Raw genomic sequence first — 21,422 nt, 5'->3', positions numbered from 1 at the left:
GCTACTTCAGGAAACGGACACCAGCCGCAGAAGGTTCACACGCGTTCACCACACCGCGGGATTTCACGCCTCCGTACCCGACGGGGCAGTACCTGAGGGTCTGAGCTGTTCTTACTCTCGTGGAGTCCCTGAGCCTTTTTCACTTGTACGGCCTGCGGGTGAGCGTCGGTGAAGTGTTGACGGTGGCGTGCCGAACGGGGCATCCCGTTGGTTTGGAGAGTCGCCAGACATAACCTTCACCTGCGGAGATGCCCCGTGTTCTCCTATCCTGCCGGATGCGATGTCGATCCGGAGCTCCTGGAGCTGGTCACGATGGTGATCGCGTCCTGTGAAGCCGGCCGGCGCTGCAGACTGCGTCCGTACGACCGGGCCCGGTGCACCCTGGTCTACCTGCGCAAGCACGACACCCTCGAACAGATCGCCGCAGGCTTCGGCATCAGCACGGCCACCGCCTGGCGCTACGTGAACCACACGATCGGGCAACTTGCGGAGCACGCGCCGTCGTTGACCGAGGCGCTCACCAGTCATCACACGGACGGCTACGTGCTGCTGGACGGCACCGTCGCGGAGACCGACCGGGTCCAGGCGCCGGGGCACTTCTCCGGCAAGGTCCGCCGCGAGGGCGTGAATCTGCAGGTCATTGCGGCAGAAGAGGGCAAACTGCTGTGGATGTCACCCGCCCTTCCGGGCGGCACCCACGATGTGACGGCCGCCCGCGAGCACGCCATCGTCGACACCTGCGCGCGACTGGACCTCGAGATCCTCGCGGACAAAGGGTACGTCGGGGCCGGCGGCACTGTGATCACCCCGATCAAACGACGGCCCGGAACCGAACTGCCCGACAAGCACAAGACGTCGAACAAGGTCCACGCCGCACTGCGTGCTCCCGTCGAGCGAACCATCTCCCGGATCAAGCAGTGGCGGATCTTCCGGCATGCCCGCGTCAGTCCGAACAGACTCACGTCAGTAGCTGCCGCGATCCTCACCCTCATGATCTACACGTGAAAAAGGCTCAATGTAGTCGATATCTGTGAAATCGACTTCGCGGTGGTCGGCGCGGTGGCCGTTGTCTTGCGACCCCGCTAGGAGTTGTGTCGGCGAACGAGCTCAGCCACGAGGATGGCTACTCCCGCCAGCGCGCAGGCGTAAAACAGCAGCTGCAGCGCTCCGCCGCCGAAATTTGGGCCGCTCAAAGGGTTTCCCAGCATTCCCCACGCAATGTGGTTCACTGCTGCGCCAATTGCACTCACAGCAAAGATTGCTAGGCCGACCTTCAAACGTCGGGACATATTAGTCATATTAGGGCCTCCAAAATAACGAATATAGTGACACTAGTTGCAGGATAGTGCATTTCGATATGGCTCTTCTGTACGAGGTACCCTCGGCGGGTTAATTATTTCCCTATTCGCGCCGATGACCCCGGCGGTCGGCACCCGCCACCCCACACCGCTGAAGAACCTTTGCGTGAGGCATGCAAGCAGGGTGCCGCTGACCAGCGCCAACAGCTGAGGCCACACCGAGCGGTCTCAAGGTCCTTTCCGAGTCCAGCGACCGGAGGCATAGTCGAGTTCAGACGGCGCCTGACCCTGGACGTCCTGCTGCCCCCTCAGTCCCCACGCCGAAACCGGCACGGCCCGGCCACGCCCAAAACCCCGGAGGTCGCGGCGTGCAACTTGTTCATTCTCATGCACGCATGGTCCATCCGTCGGTTTGGCGAGTCATGAGTACGCGTACCTAGTATCGAGTTGTCCCGGGGTCTTTGAGTATCCGGGGGGTTATTCATAAGTCTCACCAGGATTTGGGAAGGACGCGAGTGCGGTGATGGTGCGGACGATGCTCGGGAGGGTGTCGAGTGGGCCGCGGTAGCGAGGAGGATCTTCCAGTCCTTCAGGTGTGCGATCGCTGGTTCGACGGCGGCGCGCAGGGTGCTGATGGACTGGTTGAGGATCTTGTCGGCTTGGGGTCGTTCCCGGCCGGGTGGCTTGCGCCGGCCGGTGAGGACGTCGGTGCCGATATAGGGGTCTTCGAAGTGTGACTGGATAGCTGGTCACTGGTAGGCGAGTTGCTCTCGACGCCCGGTTTCGTGATCATTGGGTCTCATGTCCTCAGTCGCACTGCTCCCCAGCTATGAGGAAGTCGTGGCGCTGGTAGTTGAGTTGCGGAGCGAGCTGACCACGGCACGCGCCGAGTTGGCGGCAGCGCGGGCGCGGATCGCGGATCTGGAGGCCCGGCTGGGCCAGAACTCCTCGAACTCCTCGAAGCCGCCGTCCTCGGACGGCCTGGCCAAGCCCGCCCCGAGGTCGCTGCGCGGGAAGTCCGGGCGTGGCCCGGGCCGTCCGAAGGGGCAGCCGGGCACCACGCTGCGGCAGACCGAGACCCCGGATGAGAGATCCCGTGCCTGCGTGACCTGCTGGAGACGCTGGACATCACTGGCGCCGTGCTGACCGCCGACGCCCAGGTGGAGGGTAAGTTAAAAAAGGCAAGCGCCGGCGTTGCGCGGTAGAGCAGCACTGCGACATCGTCAGTTCTGGCCAGAATTTCCTTCATAAGGCCGTCGGAGGTCTGTCGCGCTCCTGCCGGACCATTGGGAACGGCTCGTCGCGATCATGGATTTCCAAGATCTGTTTCGCTTGAAGGGCATTTCGAAGATTTGAGAGAACAGCCATGCCGCAAGCACCGAAACCGGGAGGGCCAGCGTAAGCGTGAACCAGAAGGTGGGCAGGCCGGACGACACAAAATGCGGGGCGACTCGGCGAATCACCGCCATGACGAGCGGCAGATGGATCAAGTAGAGGCTGTAGGAAAAGCTACCGAGGCTGTGAATGGGTCGCGCCGTCAGGAACCGTACGAGGATGGCGGGTCTGCCGGTGGCAACCGCGGCAAGCAGCATCGTCATGGCGGGAGCGATGGCGAGATCTATCCCGAAATAGTGGTCCACCGTCCACACAGACCCCTGGACGACACCGAGAACCAGGACAGGGATGGCGGCCAGGACGGCGAACCATCCCCAGGGCAGGCGTTGGACTCTGTCCGACGCAACGACGACTCCTGCTCCTACCATGCCTGCAACGAACACGGGAGCGAGATGGGGAGCGAGCCAGTTGTCGCCCTCCACAGGGGACGCGTCAGCCGCCATCAGGACACCGGCGATCACCGGAAGTGTCACGCATGCGGCCAAAATAGTAGCGTTCCACCGTCGCCGAACAAAAAGGAGGAGAGGGAAAAGGAGATAGAGTTCGGCCTCCACCCCGATCGACCAGAATGCGCCGTTCGGTGTCGGGGCGGCGAACATGTCCTGAGCAACGAGGCCGTACACCGCAATTGACGCGCCGGTGGGTTCTCCGAAGTGTGAAGCTGGCACCACGAACCAGGAAATGATCAGGCTCATGGCCAGCGCTGCCCAATACGGAGGCAGAATGCGCCAAGCGCGTCGGCGCAGGAACTGGGCGACGCCGTCCGACCGCCACCCGTGACGCGCCGGGGAGATTGCCAGGGAGAATCCAGACAGCACCAGAAAGAAGACGACAGCGAGGCGCCCGAACATCAGCATGTCCAGCCACGGAGGCGCTGAACTGTCTGGATAGCCCGGGAAGGTGTACAACCAGCAGTGGAACAGGACCACATAGAGTGCCGCCAGGCCGCGCAGACCATCCAGACCCAGCACTTGCCGACGGACTTGTGCTCCGCTCGCCATCTCCTCCTGGTCCGCTGGGGCGGCTAAGTCGAGAGAGTCGCTGACCGAACGGCTCGAATTCACTGGAATCGTTCAACCCTTCCTTTGGGCACCGGTTTGACGCCCGCCGTCGACGCCTTGCGGTCGTTGCGCGATGTACCTGCGACAGGCGTATGCCCGCCGACCCGTTCCCTGGTATTACGCCGGGCGGCAGACTGCCACCCACAGCGACTGGTACGTGGCGTACGGCTGAGCAGTTCAACAGACCAGCCGACAGGATCCTCTGTCTGCGAGGTCAGCGCGCACCGCGACGGCCAGACCGAGGAGTCCTCGTGTAGCGGACTCTCGTCGAGCCGGTCCGCGGCGACGGCGCTCAGCTGTTATTCCAGCAGGCGAGAGGAACACGTGACATACGTGTAGACCACCATGATGTCGAGGTCCAGGACGGTTCGAGCCGCAGGCTCGGGACCGCCCGGCTGATGGAGGGTGTCGAAGGGATCGCCAAGCTGCACGCCCTGGTCGCCCGGTACGGTGGCCAGGACCTGGAGCCGGGGCAGGTAGTGGTCGGGATCGAGACCGACCACGGGCCGTGGGTGCAGGCCCTGCTCGCGGTTGGCTACCAGGTCTATGCGGTCAACCCACGGCAGGCGGCCCGGTTCAAGGAACGCTACGGCACCTCCGGCGCGAAGAGCGACAAGGGCGACGCGCACGCGCTCGCGGACATGGTCCGCATCGACCGCGATCAGTTACGGCCGATCGCCGGGACAGCGAGCAGGCCCAGGCCGTCAAGGTCGTCGCCCGCGCCCATCACACCCTGATCTGGGAACGCACCCGCACCTTCCAGCGCCTGCGGAACACGCTGCGCGAGTACTTCCCCGGCGCGCTCACTGCCTACGCCAGCTTGGAGCTGACCAGCACCAACGCCCTGGAACTGCTGGTCAAGGCCCCCCCCCACCCGAGCGGGCGTCGAAGCTGACGAAACAGCAGATCACCGCGGTGCTGGCCCGGCACCGCCGCCGCAACCGCGACCAGAGGGCCGCGGCGATCACGGCCGCGCTGCGCGAGCCCCAGCTCGACGTCGCGGCCCCGGTGACCGCCGCCTACGCAGCCGCGGCGACCGCGCACGCCCGGCTGCTGATTGCCCTCAACGAGCAGATAGACACGTTGGAGGGTGAAGTGAAGGCACATTTTCGGGCACACCCGGACGCTGAGATCTACCTGTCGATGCCCGGCATCGGCGAGATCGTCCGGGCCCGGGTGCTCGCCGAGTTTCGGGGACGACCCCGCCCGCTACGCGTCCGCGAAGGCACGCAAGAACTACGCCGGCACCAGCCCGGTCACCCACGCTTCCGGCAGGAGCCACACCGTCCAGGCCCGCTTCGTCCGCAACAACCGCCTCGCCGACGCACTGCAGCGCCAGGCGTTCTGCGCGCTGCAGAACTCACCCGGAGTCCGCCGCTACTACAACAAGCAGCGAGCCCGCGAACTCGACTACAACCCCGCCCTGCGTCAGGTCGGCAACCGCCTCGTCGGCATCCTCCACGGATGCCTCAAGACCCGCACCCGCTACGACGAGGCCACCGCCTGGGCCCACCACGCCAACCTCGCCACGAGTTGACACCCAACGCCATGGGATGTCTGACAACGCCCTTTGAAATGCCCCTGGGTGTTGCGGTGCTTGCCGGCCCCGCCCAGTAGTGCCTGTCGTGTGTGAGAACTCGTCAGGCTATCGAGCGGGGCCGTCGCTGCTGACCAAGGGCGGCGCACCAAACAGGGCTTATGACTAGCCTTCAGGGCATCACCAGCTATTGCGTAGCCATGAAAGCAAGGTGGAAGCCAGTGTCCACATAATTCCTTTGGCCGTCCCGGCAGACGATGAATGCGGTCTGGAAGGGGCCGTTCTGAATGTGGTTGGTAGGTTCTACTAGGCAAGACGCCGTGCTCTGCTGCGCGGTCACCATAACGATCGGACTATGAGAGATGCTCCACTGCTGGTTGCCGAGCAAAACACTGTACTTACCCTTTGCTGCATGCAGCACCAAGACCTGCCCGGATTCCGCCCCGTAAATTCGGTTGTAGCGGATCGACGGCGAAGTCACGTCGTCACTCACAGGGACCAGCGGCACCCACACATGGGCAGCGGAGAGACGGCTGCGGGCACCCACGAGGTTCGTCTGCGCTACATGCGTCAGAGAAAACCCTGACGTCACCGGTGCCCCCGTCCGGGGGTTAAAGCACTTGATCCGCACCTCTTGCACGGCAGGCGAACCGAACACCACAGCGGTACTGCCGAGGTTGCACGACTTATCGGATCCAGAATCGCCAATGGCCGTCACGGTGAAGGACGAAGGCCCCGCGAGGACAGGCAGTTTGACGATATAGCTGCCCCACTCTCCTGCGGTGAGGACCTTCGCCGGCTGGCCCGTTGTGCTCGCCTGCACGGGCGGCTGTACAGGTGCAGTCTCGAGGGGTGCAGGGGGATTGTCGACCCGCACTATCGTTCTGTCCCCCGCCCCTTCTATGCCAGCTCCTTGCGCATAGGTGAGGGCGAAGTTGGCGTTCATATCGGGACGATTGTCGCGGTCATAGCACCGGACATCGACCAAAAGGTCACCGTCGGATGAGTAGGGCGAAGAGGGAATGCAGTCCCCGTTGCTATTCAGCGAGGTCCCGGGCGAAGGGACCTGATACAAACTCTTGGTGACATGCACCACCCCAGGCATGACCTGGTCCTGCTGTGCGCCTAGTCCAGCGAAACGAACAGTGTACTTGTGGGCTGATCCCGCTTGCCGACGGACATCAACGGAGCCGTAGTTGCTGCTCCCCGCCTGAGTGCTGGGCGCTGCGACGTACCCCGATCCGCTATCGATGTGAAACATGTCGGAGGTACTGACATAACCCCACGCCGATCCACCAGCGACCTGCTGAATCTGCTCCAGTACGTCAGCCGCTTGAGCGGGCCCGCCGAGAGAAAAGGCCGTACCTCCCAACACCACCACCGACAGCGCTGTCTGCGCCACCTTCGAGATAAACCCACGCATTGAGATAATTCCCCTTCTGAAGAGAGTAAGACCTCAAGGGTATACGTCCGCCTGGCAAGCACGAGTGGAGTGATCAGTACTTAATTCGACCCTTTGATTCATTTGCGGAGGGGAGGGACTGATCTTTGACGGGCGTTAGGTTGAGTGAGTCTTGGGGATGTGATCCGGTTCGGGACGTGTCCGGCCGTGGCGGTCGACGTCGACCCGCACGGCCCCGGCGACGGCTCCTTACCGGTCTTCCGGTGGAAGCAGGCCGGGCGCGCCACCCTCGCGACCCGCCGCCAGCTGCGGGAGATGGGACTGCGCCCCGGCGGCCAGGAGCTCGTCGCACGGATCGAGTGCCGCGGCGGCAAGCGCTTCGCGTGGCTGTACCGGATCGACCTGGCGCAGCCGAAGTTCGCGATGACGCTCGCGAAGGAAGCCGCGCTCGACAAGGCGATGGCCAAGCGCCAGACATGTCCCGGCCCCTGTGGCCGGCGGTACCTCCACTGCCTCCCGCTGAAGACCTTGGGGTCCTGCCTGGAGTGTTTCGACGGGACCCCCGCCGCACCCGGCACCTACACCCTGCCCGCCGCCACCACCACCCATCACCTTGCCGCCTGAACAAGCTGGCCGAAGGAGCACTCACCCATGGCCCTTGCCTGGTCCTCCCGCACCCATCCCGTACCCACCGCAACGGCGGGCCCCGACACCGCCACCGTCGACGCGGACCGAAACCTGGACAACGCCTGCACCAGCTGGCCGGCGAGATTATTGGAGTACGCGCACGGACGGGAAGGCGTCCCTCCTGCTCGCCTTCAACGGCGCAGTCCTCGCCGGTCTCACCTCCGTCGCCGACAACTCCTTACCCACCGCAGTCAAGGCTGTCGGCGCGCTCGCAGTCCTCACCTTGGGCGTGGCTGCGGTCCTGCTGCTCCTAGTCGCTCGGCCCCGCCTCGGCGGCGACGACCGCGCCAGCTTCCCCTACTGGGCACGACTGGACGATGCCGAGATCCTGGCGAGCATGGACGGCGACACCCGAGCCGCCCGCATCCGAGTCCTGTCCACGATCGCCGTCGCCAAGTTCACGCAGCTACGACGCGCGGTCAACCAGCGGTCAACCTGACCCTCGCTGCTCTCCCCCTGCTCGGCCTGGCCGCCGCCCTCGCCCTCTGAGACTGGCCCCGTGGTATCCGCCCGAAGCGGATACCACGGGGGCCTTTTTTGCGTTCGGGGGTGCGGCAGTTGGCGAGGCCTGCCGGCCTCGTTCTGCGTCCGTATCCCTAGAACGGTCCCCAGCCTGCGATGGCGTTGGGGGTGCTTACGGCGTAAGCACCCCAACAGGTAGGAGCTAACGCCAAGACAGGTGAAAAATGCGATCCTCCTGACGGGATTCGATCAAAGACGGCAGTATGCTGCCGCGCATGGCATCTCCAACATCGGGAGGTGAGCGGGAGAAGCTCGTGTCCAAGCTGCCCGCATCCCTCCGACAAGCCCTCAAAGTCCGGGCAGCGCAGCTAAGTGTTGACGTCCAGGACGCCGTTACTAACGGCATTCAGGCATGGCGTGCTTCCCTGGAGCTTTTCCCTACGGTTGACACAGCAGGAGCCGAGTCGTTCGGAACCTGGCTGCCGGAAGGCCTCTACGACGCTTTCAAGCAAGATTGCGTTACCAGAGGCGTCTCCTACATTCAAGGCCTCGCCCAGGCCGTCGCGCTCTGGCTGGAGCAGAACCCCGCAGATGACGACACCCCGCCAACGCGCCGCATCATCGTCTGCAACCAGAAAGGCGGAGTCGGGAAGACCGCCGTCACCGCCGGCCTCGCCCAGGCGCTCGCGGAAGACCCCCAGCAGGATGCCGCTGGACACGCCCAGGCCGCCGCACGGCTCGGCCTTCGCGTCCTCATGGTCGACTACGACCCCCAAGGCCACCTCTCCCACCAACTGGGCCTCAAGGCCATTCCCGCCGGCGCGGAAAGCCTCATCACCCACATGCTCAACAGGGAGCAAGCGAGTACGCCTCTGATCGACCTCACCGTCGGCATAGAGGAAGCACGCTTCGGCGGCCGGCTACGCATCCTGCCCGCAGCATTCGACGCCTTCCTGCTCGACTCCGGCCTCACCATGTTCCGCGGGCCTCGCCACGCCGCGCTAGAGCGAGCCTTGGCGCCACTGGAAGAGCACTTCGACGCCATCGTCATCGACTCGCCGCCCAGCCTCGGACTAGCGATGGACGCCGCCATCTACTACGGCCGCCGCCGCGAAGGCGAAAAGCCCAGCTCCTCCGGACTGGTCATCCCCGTCGAAGCCGAGGACACCTCCGCACAGGCCTACGGCATGCTCATCAACCAAGTCGTATCCCTCGCTGGCGACTACGACATCGAGGTCGATCAACTCGGGCTCGTGGTCAACAAGTACGACTCGCGCCGCGGTTACATCGCCACGTCCTCGCTGGAGAAGTGGAAGAGCCTCGGCACACCCCCTGTGCTCGCCGTCATCGGCGACCTGAAGGAGCAACGCGAAGCCGTACGGCTCCAACGAGGACTCCTTGCCTACGCCCCCGAATCTGACCAGGCTCACCACATGCGCGAGATCGCCCGGAGACTGACATGAGCAAAGCCGACGCTCTCGGTGGATCAGCCACCTTCGACGCAGTAGCTCAGCCCATGAGCAGCCGCGCCGCCAGCTTCGCCGCCTTCGCCGGCCAGGCCAGTGCACCGCCCGCAAGCCACAGCGCATCTCACAACGAAACCCCCCGCGTCCCCCTCGACCAGCTGGCATCCAACCCCTACAACCCAAGGGCCACCCTCGCAGCCATAGAGGAGATGGCGGACAGCCTCACCGGCAAAGGCGTCATTCAGCCCCTCACCATCGTCACCCGGGATGCCTTTCTGGCAGCCCATCCCGAGCGCGCCTCAGACCTCACGTCGGCCCACTACGTCGTCGTCGACGGCAACCGCCGCCTCGCCGGCGCGAGGCTCGCAGGCCTCGATGACGTCCCTGTCCACGTCGACGACTCCCTCGCCGAAGACGCGGACACCCTTCTGGAGACCGCACTCACCGCAGCCGTACAACACGAGGACCTCGAACCCCTCGACGAAGCGCGAGCCCTGCAGCGCCTAGTCGAAGTGCACGGCTCTCAGCGGGCGGTCGCCCGAGCACTCGGCAAGTCCAGCGGATGGGTCACCCAGAGACTTGCCCTTCTCAATCTCACCCCGGAGCTCAAGCAGGCCGTCTCCGAGAAGACGATTCCCTTGGACGTCGCCCGCACAGTCGGACAGCTGCCTGAACGGCAGCAGCACAGTGCCGCCGAACACGCACTGCAGCAGCGCGCCGCCAAGAAGCGCGAACGAACGAAGAAGGCAGAGCAACCCGCTTCGCCCCGTACAAACGGTGCTGTCAATCAGGCAGCCGAGGCGACAGAGAAGCAGTCCGCGCAGGCCACGGTCGATTCAGACGACGAACTGCAGGCCTTGGCACTGGAGCTTCGCAGCCGTCTGACACAGGAACAGGTAAAGAGACTGATCGAGCTGCTCAAGGCGTGAGTTCCCTTGAGTGCTTACGTCGTAAGCACTTGCGCCATGGCTGTCCGCAGCGCGAGGTGTTGGCCAGCCGAGAAAGGAGGTGCTTACGCCGTAAGCACGCACGGTTCGCGTGGTGCCGCGCACCGCCCAGGAGCGGGGTGGGTCGTGTCCCCCTTCGTGGTGTAGGCGATCACGGTCTGTCGCCTCCGCTTCGGATCCGTCCGGTACGTGCCGCTGCGGGCGGTGGGGCGATCACCGCTGGTCCCGGCTCCATATGTCTCAACAGGGCGTCCAGCGAAGGCGATTCGGGCCGCGACCTGGGGATTCCGCCAGTTTGATCGGCTACACCACGAGACGGGACGTCACCGCGGGGTGGCGTGTGGCTATGCTGCCTCCTGCTGCGAGTCGTGGCCAGGCGGTGACGGCTCGGGGCCCGGGAAGATGCCCGGGGCCTCGACAGCCGGGGGAGGCTGTCCGGACAACGGGGTCGCGCGCCACTCCCTCGGGTGATCCCTGGCGGCAACACCGTTGCGTTAGCGCCGTGAGCGGCTATTGAGGCCGTGGGCAAAGAATGTGACGGTGGTATGGACGGTGTAGTTCTGGGCCTTCTGGCCTCGATCATTCATGTGCGCGCGCCGGCGTGAGTGGTTCGGCTGGGGTGTCCGGTTCCTGATGGTTCGTTCTGAGGGGGTGATAGTCGTGGGTCAGGTCGGTGGGCCGCGTGTCGTCGCGGTGGTCGTCGGTGTCCACTCACCGAGGGTGCTGCGGGTCTCCTCCTTCCGGTGTGTTGGGGTGGCGGCGTGGTGGTCAGCCGGGGTCGGGCAGGGCCTGGATGCGGTCCCATGCGGTGACGACGTGGTGGGAGGCGGGCCAGGCGGGGTCGAGCTTGAGCTCGCGTCGGCGGGCGTGGTCGGTCAGCTTGGCGGGGACGTCGAGTAGGTCGGTGCGGACGGCGTGGGCTCGGCGCGGGCGAGACGGCCGTCGAGGGCGAGGAGCTGCAGCCAGGACAGCAGGTCCATGGCGGTGGCGAGAAGGGTGCACCAGGCCTGGTTGAGGGCGAATTTGAACGAGGGCAGTCGCAGCAGGGTCAGTGCCTTGGAGCGTCGGATGCCGGACTCGACGTGGGCGTGGGTGCGGTGGCGGGCGTCGAGCCACTGCAGCTGCCGGCCGACCGTGTTCGTGGCGATCACCGTGTAGCGGAAGCCGGTTGCCTGCTCGTAGGGCTTCAAGTCCTTGGTGTACTTGGGGTGGACGGGCTCGCGCCGGACGATGATCCGCAGACCGGGCGGCCATTCGCTGAGGTCGAGCAGGTCGGTGATCTCCACCAGGGCGGCGTCCTCGCGGGGGACGCCCTTCGCGTCGAGCGCGGGTGTCCAGGCCTTCTCGGGGACCTTGGCCAGGCCACTCCAAAAGTCCTCGTCCCGGCTCCAGCCGACCGAGTATTCCCAGGTGTGGGCCTTGTTGCCGCCGCCGGAGGCGATCCAGGCCAGCCATTGCTTCGTCGCGCCCGCGCCGTCGGCACGGAAGAGGACTTTCCTGCGGCGGCGGGTCGGCAGCTGCCGCACGGCCTCGGTGGCGACCTCAATGTGGTCGCTCGCGGTGTTCGCGCCGGCCGAGCCCGGGCGCAGGCGGCACACCAGGTGCTCGTCGGTGTTGTCCAGGAACACCAGCAGCGGGTGCAGGCCGAAACCCTTGCGATGCGGTTCGGCGCCCTCCTTCTCGGAGTGGGCGGGCACGAAGGAGGCATCGATGTCCAGCACCGTCCAGCCGGTCAGCTCCCTGCCATCCACGCGTATCCACGGAAAGCCGCCCGGCCGCAGGTCCCGCAGGTCGTGCACCCGGGAGCGGACCTTCGCCCGCGCCGAGGCGATCTTGGTGAGCTGGACCGGGCCGATCTGGTCCAGGGTGCGGTACAGCGTGGAGGCCAAGGCCGGCTGCCCGAGTACCAGTGCTGCCTGCCGCATCACCGCGATCCCGGCGATCGAACGCGCCCCCAGCAGCACCGCACACGCCGCCGATACCAGCACCCCGCCCCGGTCATGGACCGGATGGAAGTCCCGTCGCACCAACGCCGAGGACAGCGTGTCGGTCAGGCCGACCTTGTCCGCCAGGCGCCGCACCGGCACGATCCCTGCCTTGCCCACCAGCTTCCGCCCGCCCTCCGACAACGACAGGCCGTCCGCCCACTCGGTAAGCTTCGACACCCGGAGGGTGCCTCCTCCCCGCCATGATCCAGTCCTTGAGAAGCTGAATCATCGCAGGTCGAGGCACCCTCCATGTCGATCTCACGCTCCGTCACCAGAGCAAGCCACCACGGTGAATTGGTGAGGCTGGGGGCGCTGTCCGGCGTTCGGGCCGTACTTGCTGGTGGGGTTCTTGCGGGTGCGGGCCTTCACTCGTTGCCGTCGGTGGGCGGGCAGGAGGTCGCTCAGGGCTGCGTGGCCGATCGCGCCGACCAGGTCGATGAGGGTGCTGGGGAAGATTCCCTGGCCGGCGGTGACGGTGTCGGTTGCGGCGGTCAGCAGGACGGTGAGACTGATCCGTTCCATGGGTACTTCCGGCCGCCCGGTCAGCGCATCGTCGCCGGCGCGGATCAGAGCCTGGTAGGCGGTGAGCAGGGCGTAGACTTCCTGGTCGAGACCATCGATGCTGCGGGAGCGCAGGACGCGGCCGTCGAGCATCGTGGCCTTGATCGAAAAATACGTAGTTTCCGCCTGCCACCTGCGGTGATAGAGCTCAACGAGCTCGGCGGCCGGGAAACGGACGGGGTCCAGCAGATTGGTGATCAGCCGCCACTGCTCGGTGCGGACGGTGCCATCGGCCAGGGTGACGGCGAGGGTCGCCTCGATCACGCGCACCGGCAGCAGTACCCGCAAGACGCCGTAGCCGATGCGGGAGATGTAGGAGCCGTCGCCCAGGTGCTCGGCGGGTGTGGGGACGCGGCGGGCCCCGGAGCGCACCAGGAACCGAGCCCCGCTCTGGTGGACGGCATCAAGGAACTCGTTGCCGTCGAACGCCGCGTCAGCCAGCAGGAGCATCGTCTTGTCCAGAGCGGTCAGAAGCCGCACGGCATAGGAAAGTTCACCCTCGGACTCCGGTCCGAAGGCGGCGGCTACGAGCGCGCGCGTTCCGCACTCGACCAGGGCCAGCAGCCGCAGGAGCGGGTAGCCGAACTCAAGACTCTCCCCGGCCCGCTTGGGGTAGCGCCAGGTGAGCGTCTCGTCGTCGGGGGTGTGCAGCAGGGTCCCGTCGACGGCCACGGTGCGCAGGCCCCGGTAGAAGGACCCGGCCTGCCCAGGGCGGGCGACGGGCCCGGCAAGCGTCTCGAACAGACGCCGCAGAGGTGCAGCCCCCACCCTGCGCCTGGCCCGCGTCAGCGAGGAGACCGCAGGACGCACCAGGGCCAGCGGGGTCAGGGCGGCGGTCAGCTTGGACCACACCGCACGGTACGAGCGGTGTTCGAACAGCGCGAGAGCGAGCACGAAGTACACCACCACCCGCGAAGGCAGCAGCCGCACGCGCTTCTCGCGCCGACCGGTCTCCTCCAACACTGCGTCCACCAGCGCGAAGTCCACGATCTGGGTCAACTCCCCCAGATGACCCGGCGCGAACACACCCCGGGCCGTCTCGATCGTGGACGTGATGACAGACTTCTCCCGCAACGGGACCCCTGACCTTGATCGACTTTCTTCGCCGATCGTTGATCTATCAGGTGGTCCCGTTGCGCCGTTCACCAGGGCTTGACGTACAGCTCAGAAGCCAAACGCAACGGTGTTGACACCCAGCCCGAGCTGCGAGCCGAGATCGAACGCCTACGGACCGAACGGCAGCGAGCCCCCGCCGACCCGGTTCCGGCCCGGCAACGAGCCTCCGACGCTTCGCTCATCCGGCGCCTGGAGGCCGCCAATGAACGCAACCGCCGCCTCACCGAGGAAAACCGTCAGCTCCGAGAACAACTCGCCCACGCACTCGGCGACCTCCGCGCCGCCAGGCTCCAGAGCCCGCCCATTCCGGAGGCCCGCCGCCCAGGTCGAGGTTCGGCAACGATCGGGCCATGCTGACATGGCCCCGAGCTGCCTCATGAGCTGCTTCACGGACGCTGTCCTCACCGCATCGCCTCAGGTCAGCGAGGCGCATCATTTCGGAGCTCAAGATAACGTTCGTTTGCCGACACTGCAGTGGAGGTGGTTGCTCACCCTGTTCAGAGCCTGAAGGAGTGTCCGCGGAAGTAAGGCATACAGCAGCAGGTCCACCAAGATCTCCGGTCTTCGGGACGGCAGTGATAAGCGGTGTTCCCCTGACCGCTCCTTGCGGTCTTCGCAGGACGCCTCACGCCGTCTGCGGGTGTTTGGTCTGCCGCTGGACCCTGATGGTTAATTCGTGCGGCTGAGGGTGCTGGTGGGAGTGGGTGGGCAGGTTCCTCCTGTGCCGGGAGGGTCCGGCCGGGGAGGGGCTCGTTTTGTCGATGTCGCCGCGGTCGTGGCCGGAACCGTCGCCGGAGATCGCTGCGGCGGTACGGAAGATGTACGCGCGTAAGGAGCCGCCGCTCGCGGTGGCGATCCGGGACCAGTTGCCCGAGGTGTTCCCGGACACGGAGTTCTCCGGTGCGTTCGGTGCACGGGGCCGACCGGCACTCTCGCCGGGCCTGCTGGCGCTGGTCACGGTGCTGCAGATGGCGGAGAACCTCACCGACCGGCAGGCCGCCGATGCCGCCCGCAAGGACCTCACCTGGAAATACGCGCTCGGGCTCGGCCTGGCGGACGAGGGGTTCGACGCGTCGGTGTTGTCGGAGTTCCGCACCCGGGTGGTCGAGCACGGCCTGGAGGAGCGGGCCTTGGACCTGCTGCTGGCCGCGTTGAAGGAGAAGGGCCTGGTCAAGCCGGGCGGGAAGCAGCGGACAGACTCCACTCACGTGATCAGCGCGGTGCGGGACATGAACCGCCTGGAGTTGGCCGGTGAGAGTGTGCGGGCCGTGCTGGAGGCGCTTGCGGCCGCGGCACCGGGCTGGCTCGCCACGGTCGTGGACGTCGAACCATGGTCCAGGCGTTATGCGGCCCGGGTCGATTCCTGGCGGCTGCCCGTCACCGCGTCCAAGCGCGCCGACCTGGCCGTCGCGTTCGGAACGGATGCGGTCACACTGCTGGAAGCGGTCTACCGCGCCGACGTGCCGGGATGGCTGCGCGAGCTGCCCGCGGTGCAGGTCTTGCGGACCGTACTGGTGCAGAACTACCAGGTCACCGACACCCCCAGAGGACGGGAGGTGCGGCGGCGGGCGGCGGACGAGGACGGTCTCCCGCCGGCCAGAGTCCGTCTCGGCTCTCCGTACGACACCGACGCCCGCTGGGCGGCCAAGGGCGAGGACTTGTTCTGGCTGGGATACAAGATCCACCTGTCCGAGACCTGTGACGACGATGATGGCGACAACCGCGCCCCGAACCTGGTCACGAACGTGGCCACGACCGATGCCACCGTGCCGGACGCGTCGATGACCGAGCCGATCCACCAGACCCTGGCCGGCCGGAAACTGGCTCCGGGCGAGCACTACGTCGACTCCGGCTATCCCTCCGCGGCGCTTGTCGCCTCCTCGCTCAAGGACTTCGGCACCGTGCTGATCAGCCCGCTGTTGGGCGACTGCTCGCCCCAGGCCAGAGCCGGTGCCGGCTACGACCGGGCCGCGTTCGCCATCGACTTCGAACAGCAGAACGCCGTCTGCCCGCAGGGCCGCACCAGCTCGTCCTGGAGCCCCTGCACCCAGCGCGGCACCGACGCCGTGGTCATCAAGTTCGCCAAGACCACCTGCCAGCCGTGCCCGGCCCGGGGCCGGTGCACCACCTCGAAGGCCGGATACCGGCAGCTCACCGTCCTGCCCCGCCAACTCCACGAGCTCCAGCACACCGCCCGCCTCGCCCAGGCCACCCGTGACTGGCAGCACGAATACCGACGACGAGCAGGCGTCGAGGGCACCATCCGCCAGGCCGTCGCGGTCACCGGCACCCGCCGTGCCCGCTACCGCGGCCTGGCCCGGACGCACCTCGAGCACGTCTACTCGGCCGTCGCTCTCAACCTCATCCGACTCCACGCCTGGTGGAACGGCCACCCCATGGACCGGACCAGGACCAGCCACCTCGCCCGCCTCGAACTCGCCCTCGCGGCTTGACCCCGAATTAACCATCAGGGTCCCGCTGGAGCACGGGCTGACGGCTCCGCCGCCGCGCGGCACGCCGCCCGCCCGGTCCTGACCTCGTGGGGCCTTAGGGCTCGTAGCGAAACAAGTTATGAATCAGTCGCGCGGCGCGTACGTTTCCTGCTATGCCGATCGATATGGAGTCCCTGGCCCGGCGCTACGAGGCGATCCGGGATCACCTGACCGAGCGGCAGCGACGGTTGTGGCTCGGCAACGAGGCTCGTGAGCTGGGTGGCGGCGGTGCACGGATCGTCTGTGAGGCGACCGGGGTGTCCCAGGACACGATCCGACGGGGCCGCGGGGAACTGGACGATCCGCAGCCGCTGGCGGTCGGGCGGTCCCGGGGGCCGGGAGGCGGCCGCAGACGGGCCGAGGTCCTGGACCCGCAACTGGCCGTGGACCTGGATGCCCTGGTCGAGCCGGAGACTCGTGGTGATCCGATGAACCCGCTGCGCTGGACCACGAAATCGCTGTCGCACCTGGTTGCCGAGCTGGTCAATCGGGGACACCGGTGCACCGAGAACGTCGTGGCCCGACTGCTGCACGAGGCCGGCTACTCCTTGCAGGGCAACGCCAAAACCGTCGAGGGCAAGCAGCACCCCGACCGCGACGCCCAGTTCCGCTACCTCAACGATCAGGTCAGGGCGGCCCTCGCTGCCGGACAGCCCGTCGTGTCCGTGGACTGCAAGAAAAAGGAACTGATCGGGAACTTCAAGAACGTCGGCAAGGAATGGCGACCGCCTGGGGACCCGGTGAAGGTCAACGTCCACGACTTCCCCGGACCGGCCGGCAAAGCCATCCCCTACGGCGTCTACGACATCGGCGCCAACGCCGGCTGGGTCAGCGTCGGCATGGATCACGACACCGCCGCGTTCGCCGTGAACACCCTGCGGACCTGGTGGAACAACGTCGGCCGGGCCGCATATCCGCAGGCCACGACACTGACGATCACCGCGGACAGCGGCGGATCCAACGGCAGCCGACTACGGGCCTGGAAGACCGGGCTGGCTGCCCTCGCCGCCGAGACCGGCCTGTCGATCACCGTGCTGCACCTGCCGCCGGGTACTTCGAAGTGGAATCGCATAGAGCACCGGCTGTTCTCCGCAATCACCATGAACTGGCGCGGGACACCACTGACCAGCCACGAGGCCGCCGTTTCCCTGATCGGTGCGACGACGACCGAGACCGGCCTGACCGTGTCCGCGGCCCTGGACACCGGTGTCTACCCCACAGGCATCAAGATCAGCGACAAGGCCATGAAGGCCCTCCCGCTGACCCGTCACGAAACCCACGGCCAGTGGAACTACACCATCAGCCCACCCGCCGACACTCCCGAACCCGCAGACGTTAAATCACACTGAGCCCTTACCGAGGAGCAGGTGTACGACGCGCTGGTGGTGATCTCGGGAATGGTCACCAACGCTGTCCCCCACGTCCTGCCGCCGATCGTCCTGCGTCTGCAGGCCACGCACACCTGGGGCAGGGTTCAGGTGCGTGTCAGTGACGGCGGCCCGCAATCCCGCGGGCGGCTCCGCTCGTCCAGTTGCTCAGGGGGGCGCGGGGTTGGGCCGGGTCCACTGGTGTGCGCGACCGCCGCGCCACTCGATCCACCGGTCATCGTCCAGGGCGCTGTCGGGATCGTGGATGCCTGCGCTCTCAAGGAACACCACCAGGTCGTGATCGCTGTAGGCGGTGCCAAGGATCTTGTCCCTGCCGTGGGAGCGCACCGTGACCTTGCGGCCGCCTGTGGGGGAGGGCGGGTGGACGACGATCGTCGGGCTGTTCACGCATTCCAGCGTGCTCCTGGTCGGCGGGTCCGGCGAGCTGGCGGCGGCGGTCAGGGACCGGCAGGCCGGTGAAAGACGGTCCCTCCGGGCGCCGGCTCGGGGGTCGTGCGACGCGCAGCCGTCGGCACCAGGCCGGCCCGGCTCAGTGGACGGAGGGATGCCGGTGTCCGGGTCTCGTCCGGCGTCCGGCCCGTGACGGTTCAGCAGCAGCTTGTTCAGCGGCCCGCGTGAGCGCCTCGTCCGCGGACCTATGAGCCCTGCACACCACCGCGCAACAGCGCTGCCTGCCCCTCACACCATTCAGCCGCCACCGATGCGCGGACGGGGCGGCGCCGGGTCCGGTCCAGATCAGAGTCCAGGATGCGACGCCTGGCGGGATGGCGGTAGGGGGCGCGGGCCGGGGGCGACAAGCCATGACCTCCCCGGCCCGCGCGTGCACGCAACGCACACCAGTAACGAGCCGCCCCGCCCAAGGGTTACAGGCTCTCTTTCGCCTTCCGGGCAAGCCTGTAGCGCCCGAACGGATCTTCTGACTGGTTGGTCAGGGGTGTCGTGGAGGGGGCAGTCTGGATGCGTGGTGACCAGGAATGAGCCTCGGTGTGGGCAGTGTGGGACGCCTCTGCTGGAGGGCGCGGGGAAGAGTCGCCGTTACTGCTCGGCGGCGTGCCGGACAGCTGCTTGGCGGCAGGAGCGTGCCCGCCGGGCCGCGATCCAGGCCGGGGGCGAGGCGCTGAAGGCGCTGCTGGAGGGGCGCCGGCATCCTTGGCCGCGGTTTCGCTGTCCGGAGTGCGCGAGTACCTGGTACGGCAGTAACACCCCGTTCGGGAAGCGGAAGCGTTCGGACGCGCGGTATTGCTCGCCCCGCTGCCGCTGCCGGGCGTGGCGGCGCCGTTCGCGTTCAGCAGGCGTCACGCCGTGATGCCTGTCTGTGACGGCAACAGGCTCATGAGGATCGAGGAGAGTCTATCCATGTGATCCTGCGGTCCGGGTTGTGGACGGGTCGCCAGACGGGTGCGGAGGGCCCGTGGTGGAGCAGGTCGGGCAGGGGTGCTGCGAGGATCGGGACTTCCCGCTGGAAGGCGAACACTCCCGGTTCGTGGGTGGCGGCGCGTAGGGCGTTGATGCGGTTGTGGATGCCGGCCCGGTGGCGTCGAGGACGAACAGGAGTAAGAGCGGGTGGCGCAGGCGCCAGTCCTCCAGTGCCTCCAGCTCGACACTGGCTGCTGTCCGTTGTCGGTGTTCGGGCCCCCGTGTGCTTCGCCGGCGTCGCGGACTGCCGTCCCCGAGGCAGTCACTCGGGCGGGTCGGCGCGTGTTCGGAGCTGCTGCCAGTAGTGGTGGACGTGCTGTTCCGCTTCTCGCACGGCGTAGGAGGCGTCGTCAGAAAGCGCGGCTGGATAGGGTGCGGTTTGGTCGGCGCGCGGTGTGCTGCGGCGGCGCGGCGGGCGGGCGGCGGGTCGTCGGCTGCCCTGATGGAGCACCGCTCGGGCGACGAGGGTTGTGGCGATGACTGCTGCGGCTGTCAGCGTGGTGGCCGCGTGCTGATCGGACATGACGGTGAGCGCCCTTGGTAGGTGGTACTGGCTGGGGCGGGGGGCCGGTATCCGTGTCGTGCTGGCCCCTCCCACCTTCTAATGAGCCTCAGCCGGGCCGGGTTACGGTCAGGCGGCGGGTGGCGGTGGCGCTGGCGCGGTCGACGCACGCTTTGACCGCGGCGAAGGCGAAGATCGCGCCGTGCAGTGCGGCGGCGAGCAGGTACTTCGCGCCAGGAACGCTCTTCGTCGGTGGCGTCCGGGGCGTCCTGGCGTGGCCGAGCATCTTCAACGCCTGCTTGAGCATGGTTCCGGCGGCCATGCCGCTGACGCCGCCGAGCGCCAGGCGGATCCCGCAATCGTCACACTGAGTAACGCTCGGCTCGGTTCATCGCGCGGTGGACGGGACGGTCCTGTTCGGGGTGGGGGTGGAGTGGCAGCCTCACCCCGTGCTTAATGTCCTATTTTCGATGGATTGGGTATTGACTGCTCAGGGCTTTCATGCTGGGCGGGAGTGTGCTGGAAGCAGGACAGGAACAGGTACCCCGGCTTTCGGACAGGTAGTGATCCCGATGACGTCTCCGACTCTCCCCAGCAGCCGGCCGATGCTGCATGCGGCCGGGGACGGCCGGCGGGACTTCGGCCTGCTGCTGGACCACGGGCCGTTCGCGCCGGCCACCGCCCGCCATCAGGCCCGCCCGGTGCTGACCAGCTGGGGGCTGGACGAAGAGCAGATTTACGACACACTGCTGGTGATCTCCGAGCTGGTCACCAACGCCGTCACCCACGCCCTGCCGCCGGTCGTCCTGCACCTGCACGCCGGCGCCGACAACTGCGGGCGCATCCAGATCCACGTCAGCGACGGCGGGCCCCAGACTGACCCCGCGTCCTGGGCCGCCGCCCGGCCGTCCGACGAACACGGCCGCGGCGCTGCAATCATCTCCGCCTTGACCGACGGCACCGGCGCCGCCCCGGACGGCGACGGCCTGATCGACCGCTGGGCCGACCTCGACGCCGCCTGATCCCATACACCGCCCGACCACACCAGCGAACACCGAAACCACCGAGACCACCAGCACCGAGACCAACCACTTCGGCCTCCCGCACCTGACAGCGGAGGCCGAACGGCCCGGCCCGGGCAGATCGGACGCTGCCCACCGGACCACCCGGGGCGGGATCCCACCCCTGCAGGATCCCGCCCCACCCCCACAGCCCGGTGTGGGGTGTCGGGGCCGGCCGGATTCTGAGCGAACTCGGCATCGCCGAGAGCCGCCGGGTGCAGGGAATCGGGCCCCGCCAGCGCGAGCATCTCCTGAAACCTTCCAGCCGGGAAGTGACCCCGCCCTGCCGGTGCCAGGTCACACGCGTCTGCCGCGCCCGCCGCACCGCCGGAGCCGTCCTCTACGTCGCCCGCGTGAGCCGGGAGTGTCATGAATCAGGCTCTGGCCCGTCATCGGTGGTGACGCCGAGTAGCCCTCCGTGATCATGACCTTGTGATGGATATCAACTCCCTTACAGGCGGTGCTTTCCGGACTTTCGGCGCTGGTCGTTGAGGACGCGGCGGAAGACGGCGGCGCGGTGGTGGTCACGGCCCGCACTCGGGATGCAGCCGTGCTGTGTTGTTGATTGCCACTCGAAATGAGGACATAGAGCACCGGATCTGCCACTCCGGATGATGCTGCGGGCTTCGTCGGCTTCTGCGGA

Annotated in this window: 19 protein-coding genes and 2 pseudogenes; 11 read left to right on the top strand and 10 right to left on the bottom strand. The window is 66.9% G+C overall.

All coding sequences use genetic code 11. The features are described 5' to 3' along the window. The first annotated feature begins 255 nt into the window (after positions 1–255). The gene (locus OG985_RS49315) at positions 256–1,005 is read left to right on the top strand and encodes a transposase family protein (protein ID WP_331718606.1); all 750 of its coding nucleotides are present in this window, start codon (positions 256–258) and stop codon (positions 1,003–1,005) included. 1,094 nt (positions 1,006–2,099) lie between these two features. Then, entirely contained in the window at positions 2,100–2,444 is a 345-nt protein-coding gene (locus tag OG985_RS49310; RefSeq protein WP_331719109.1) for a DUF6444 domain-containing protein, read from the top strand. A gap of 77 nt (positions 2,445–2,521) precedes the next feature. Here the strand turns inward: OG985_RS49310 and OG985_RS49305 are convergent, their stop codons facing one another. Continuing rightward, positions 2,522–3,694 carry an acyltransferase gene (locus tag OG985_RS49305; RefSeq protein WP_331719108.1) on the bottom strand — a complete coding sequence of 391 codons (1,173 nt, stop codon included), beginning with the start codon at positions 3,692–3,694 and terminating at the stop codon, positions 2,522–2,524. Between the two features lie 389 nt (positions 3,695–4,083). Here OG985_RS49305 and OG985_RS49300 point away from each other — a divergent pair. After that, positions 4,084–5,291, top strand: a pseudogene (locus OG985_RS49300) (IS110 family transposase). Between the two features lie 187 nt (positions 5,292–5,478). On the opposite strand, the gene OG985_RS49295 reads toward OG985_RS49300, so the two are convergent. Further along, on the bottom strand, positions 5,479–6,693 hold the full coding sequence (locus tag OG985_RS49295) for a hypothetical protein (RefSeq protein WP_371674767.1): 1,215 nt from the start codon (positions 6,691–6,693) through the stop codon (positions 5,479–5,481). Between the two features lie 207 nt (positions 6,694–6,900). Here OG985_RS49295 and OG985_RS49290 point away from each other — a divergent pair, with 207 nt between their 5' ends. The 4 genes from OG985_RS49290 (at position 6,901) to OG985_RS49275 (ending at position 10,237) form a co-directional block, all read left to right on the top strand. After that, the gene (locus tag OG985_RS49290; protein WP_331719106.1) at positions 6,901–7,317 is read left to right on the top strand and encodes an RRQRL motif-containing zinc-binding protein; all 417 of its coding nucleotides are present in this window, start codon (positions 6,901–6,903) and stop codon (positions 7,315–7,317) included. A gap of 292 nt (positions 7,318–7,609) precedes the next feature. Next, entirely contained in the window at positions 7,610–7,819 is a 210-nt protein-coding gene (locus OG985_RS49285; RefSeq protein WP_331719135.1) for a Pycsar system effector family protein, read from the top strand. 298 nt (positions 7,820–8,117) lie between these two features. Beyond that, positions 8,118–9,305: a ParA family protein gene (locus OG985_RS49280; protein WP_331719105.1), complete on the top strand. Its 1,188-nt coding sequence runs from the start codon at positions 8,118–8,120 to the stop codon at positions 9,303–9,305. Then, positions 9,302–10,237 (top strand): ParB/RepB/Spo0J family partition protein, encoded by a 936-nt coding sequence (locus OG985_RS49275; protein WP_331719104.1) that lies wholly within the window; start codon positions 9,302–9,304, stop codon positions 10,235–10,237. The genes OG985_RS49280 and OG985_RS49275 overlap by 4 nt, the downstream gene beginning before the upstream one ends. Positions 10,238–10,834: 597 nt before the next feature. Here the strand turns inward: OG985_RS49275 and OG985_RS49270 are convergent. The 4 genes from OG985_RS49270 to OG985_RS49255 form a co-directional block, all read right to left on the bottom strand. After that, positions 10,835–10,966: a hypothetical protein gene (locus OG985_RS49270; RefSeq protein ID WP_371674765.1), complete on the bottom strand. Its 132-nt coding sequence runs from the start codon at positions 10,964–10,966 to the stop codon at positions 10,835–10,837. 164 nt (positions 10,967–11,130) lie between these two features. Next, positions 11,131–12,420: an IS1380 family transposase gene (locus OG985_RS49265; protein ID WP_331719103.1), complete on the bottom strand. Its 1,290-nt coding sequence runs from the start codon at positions 12,418–12,420 to the stop codon at positions 11,131–11,133. An 81-nt stretch (positions 12,421–12,501) separates the two neighbouring features. Then, positions 12,502–13,878: an IS4 family transposase gene (locus OG985_RS49260; protein ID WP_331719102.1), complete on the bottom strand. Its 1,377-nt coding sequence runs from the start codon at positions 13,876–13,878 to the stop codon at positions 12,502–12,504. A gap of 667 nt (positions 13,879–14,545) precedes the next feature. Continuing rightward, complete coding sequence (locus OG985_RS49255; RefSeq protein ID WP_371674764.1) at positions 14,546–14,809, bottom strand: hypothetical protein; 264 nt, start codon at positions 14,807–14,809, stop codon at positions 14,546–14,548. Between OG985_RS49255 and OG985_RS49250 the strand changes: the two genes are divergently transcribed. Beyond that, the gene (locus tag OG985_RS49250) at positions 14,769–16,373 is read left to right on the top strand and encodes an IS1182 family transposase (RefSeq protein ID WP_371674763.1); all 1,605 of its coding nucleotides are present in this window, start codon (positions 14,769–14,771) and stop codon (positions 16,371–16,373) included. The two genes, OG985_RS49255 and OG985_RS49250, sit on opposite strands and share 41 nt — an antisense overlap. A 152-nt stretch (positions 16,374–16,525) precedes the next feature. Then, positions 16,526–17,719 (top strand): annotated as a pseudogene (locus OG985_RS49245) (ISAzo13 family transposase); the annotation flags it as partial. A 228-nt stretch (positions 17,720–17,947) separates the two neighbouring features. Here OG985_RS49245 and OG985_RS49240 read toward each other — a convergent pair. The 4 genes from OG985_RS49240 to OG985_RS49225 all read right to left on the bottom strand — a co-directional run bounded on the left by OG985_RS49240 (position 17,948) and on the right by OG985_RS49225 (position 20,064). Next, positions 17,948–18,187, bottom strand: a complete 240-nt coding sequence (locus OG985_RS49240; RefSeq protein WP_331719100.1) for a hypothetical protein — start codon at positions 18,185–18,187, stop codon at positions 17,948–17,950. Between the two features lie 648 nt (positions 18,188–18,835). Continuing rightward, positions 18,836–19,099: a hypothetical protein gene (locus tag OG985_RS49235; RefSeq protein ID WP_371674762.1), complete on the bottom strand. Its 264-nt coding sequence runs from the start codon at positions 19,097–19,099 to the stop codon at positions 18,836–18,838. A gap of 379 nt (positions 19,100–19,478) precedes the next feature. Next, complete coding sequence (locus tag OG985_RS49230; protein WP_331719099.1) at positions 19,479–19,739, bottom strand: hypothetical protein; 261 nt, start codon at positions 19,737–19,739, stop codon at positions 19,479–19,481. Between the two features lie 88 nt (positions 19,740–19,827). Continuing rightward, entirely contained in the window at positions 19,828–20,064 is a 237-nt protein-coding gene (locus tag OG985_RS49225) for a DUF4235 domain-containing protein (RefSeq protein ID WP_331719134.1), read from the bottom strand. Between the two features lie 226 nt (positions 20,065–20,290). Between OG985_RS49225 and OG985_RS49220 the strand changes: the two genes are divergently transcribed. Together OG985_RS49220 and OG985_RS49215 are read left to right on the top strand one after the other, a co-directional pair. Further along, positions 20,291–20,740, top strand: a complete 450-nt coding sequence (locus OG985_RS49220) for an ATP-binding protein (protein WP_371674761.1) — start codon at positions 20,291–20,293, stop codon at positions 20,738–20,740. 194 nt (positions 20,741–20,934) lie between these two features. Continuing rightward, the gene (locus tag OG985_RS49215; protein ID WP_371674760.1) at positions 20,935–21,201 is read left to right on the top strand and encodes a hypothetical protein; all 267 of its coding nucleotides are present in this window, start codon (positions 20,935–20,937) and stop codon (positions 21,199–21,201) included. The last annotated feature ends 221 nt before the right edge of the window (positions 21,202–21,422 follow it).

This window comes from Streptomyces sp. NBC_00289 (assembly GCF_041435115.1).
In the GTDB taxonomy this organism is placed as follows: Bacteria; Actinomycetota; Actinomycetes; order Streptomycetales; family Streptomycetaceae; genus Streptomyces.
This window is presented reverse-complemented; position numbering and strand designations above follow the sequence as displayed.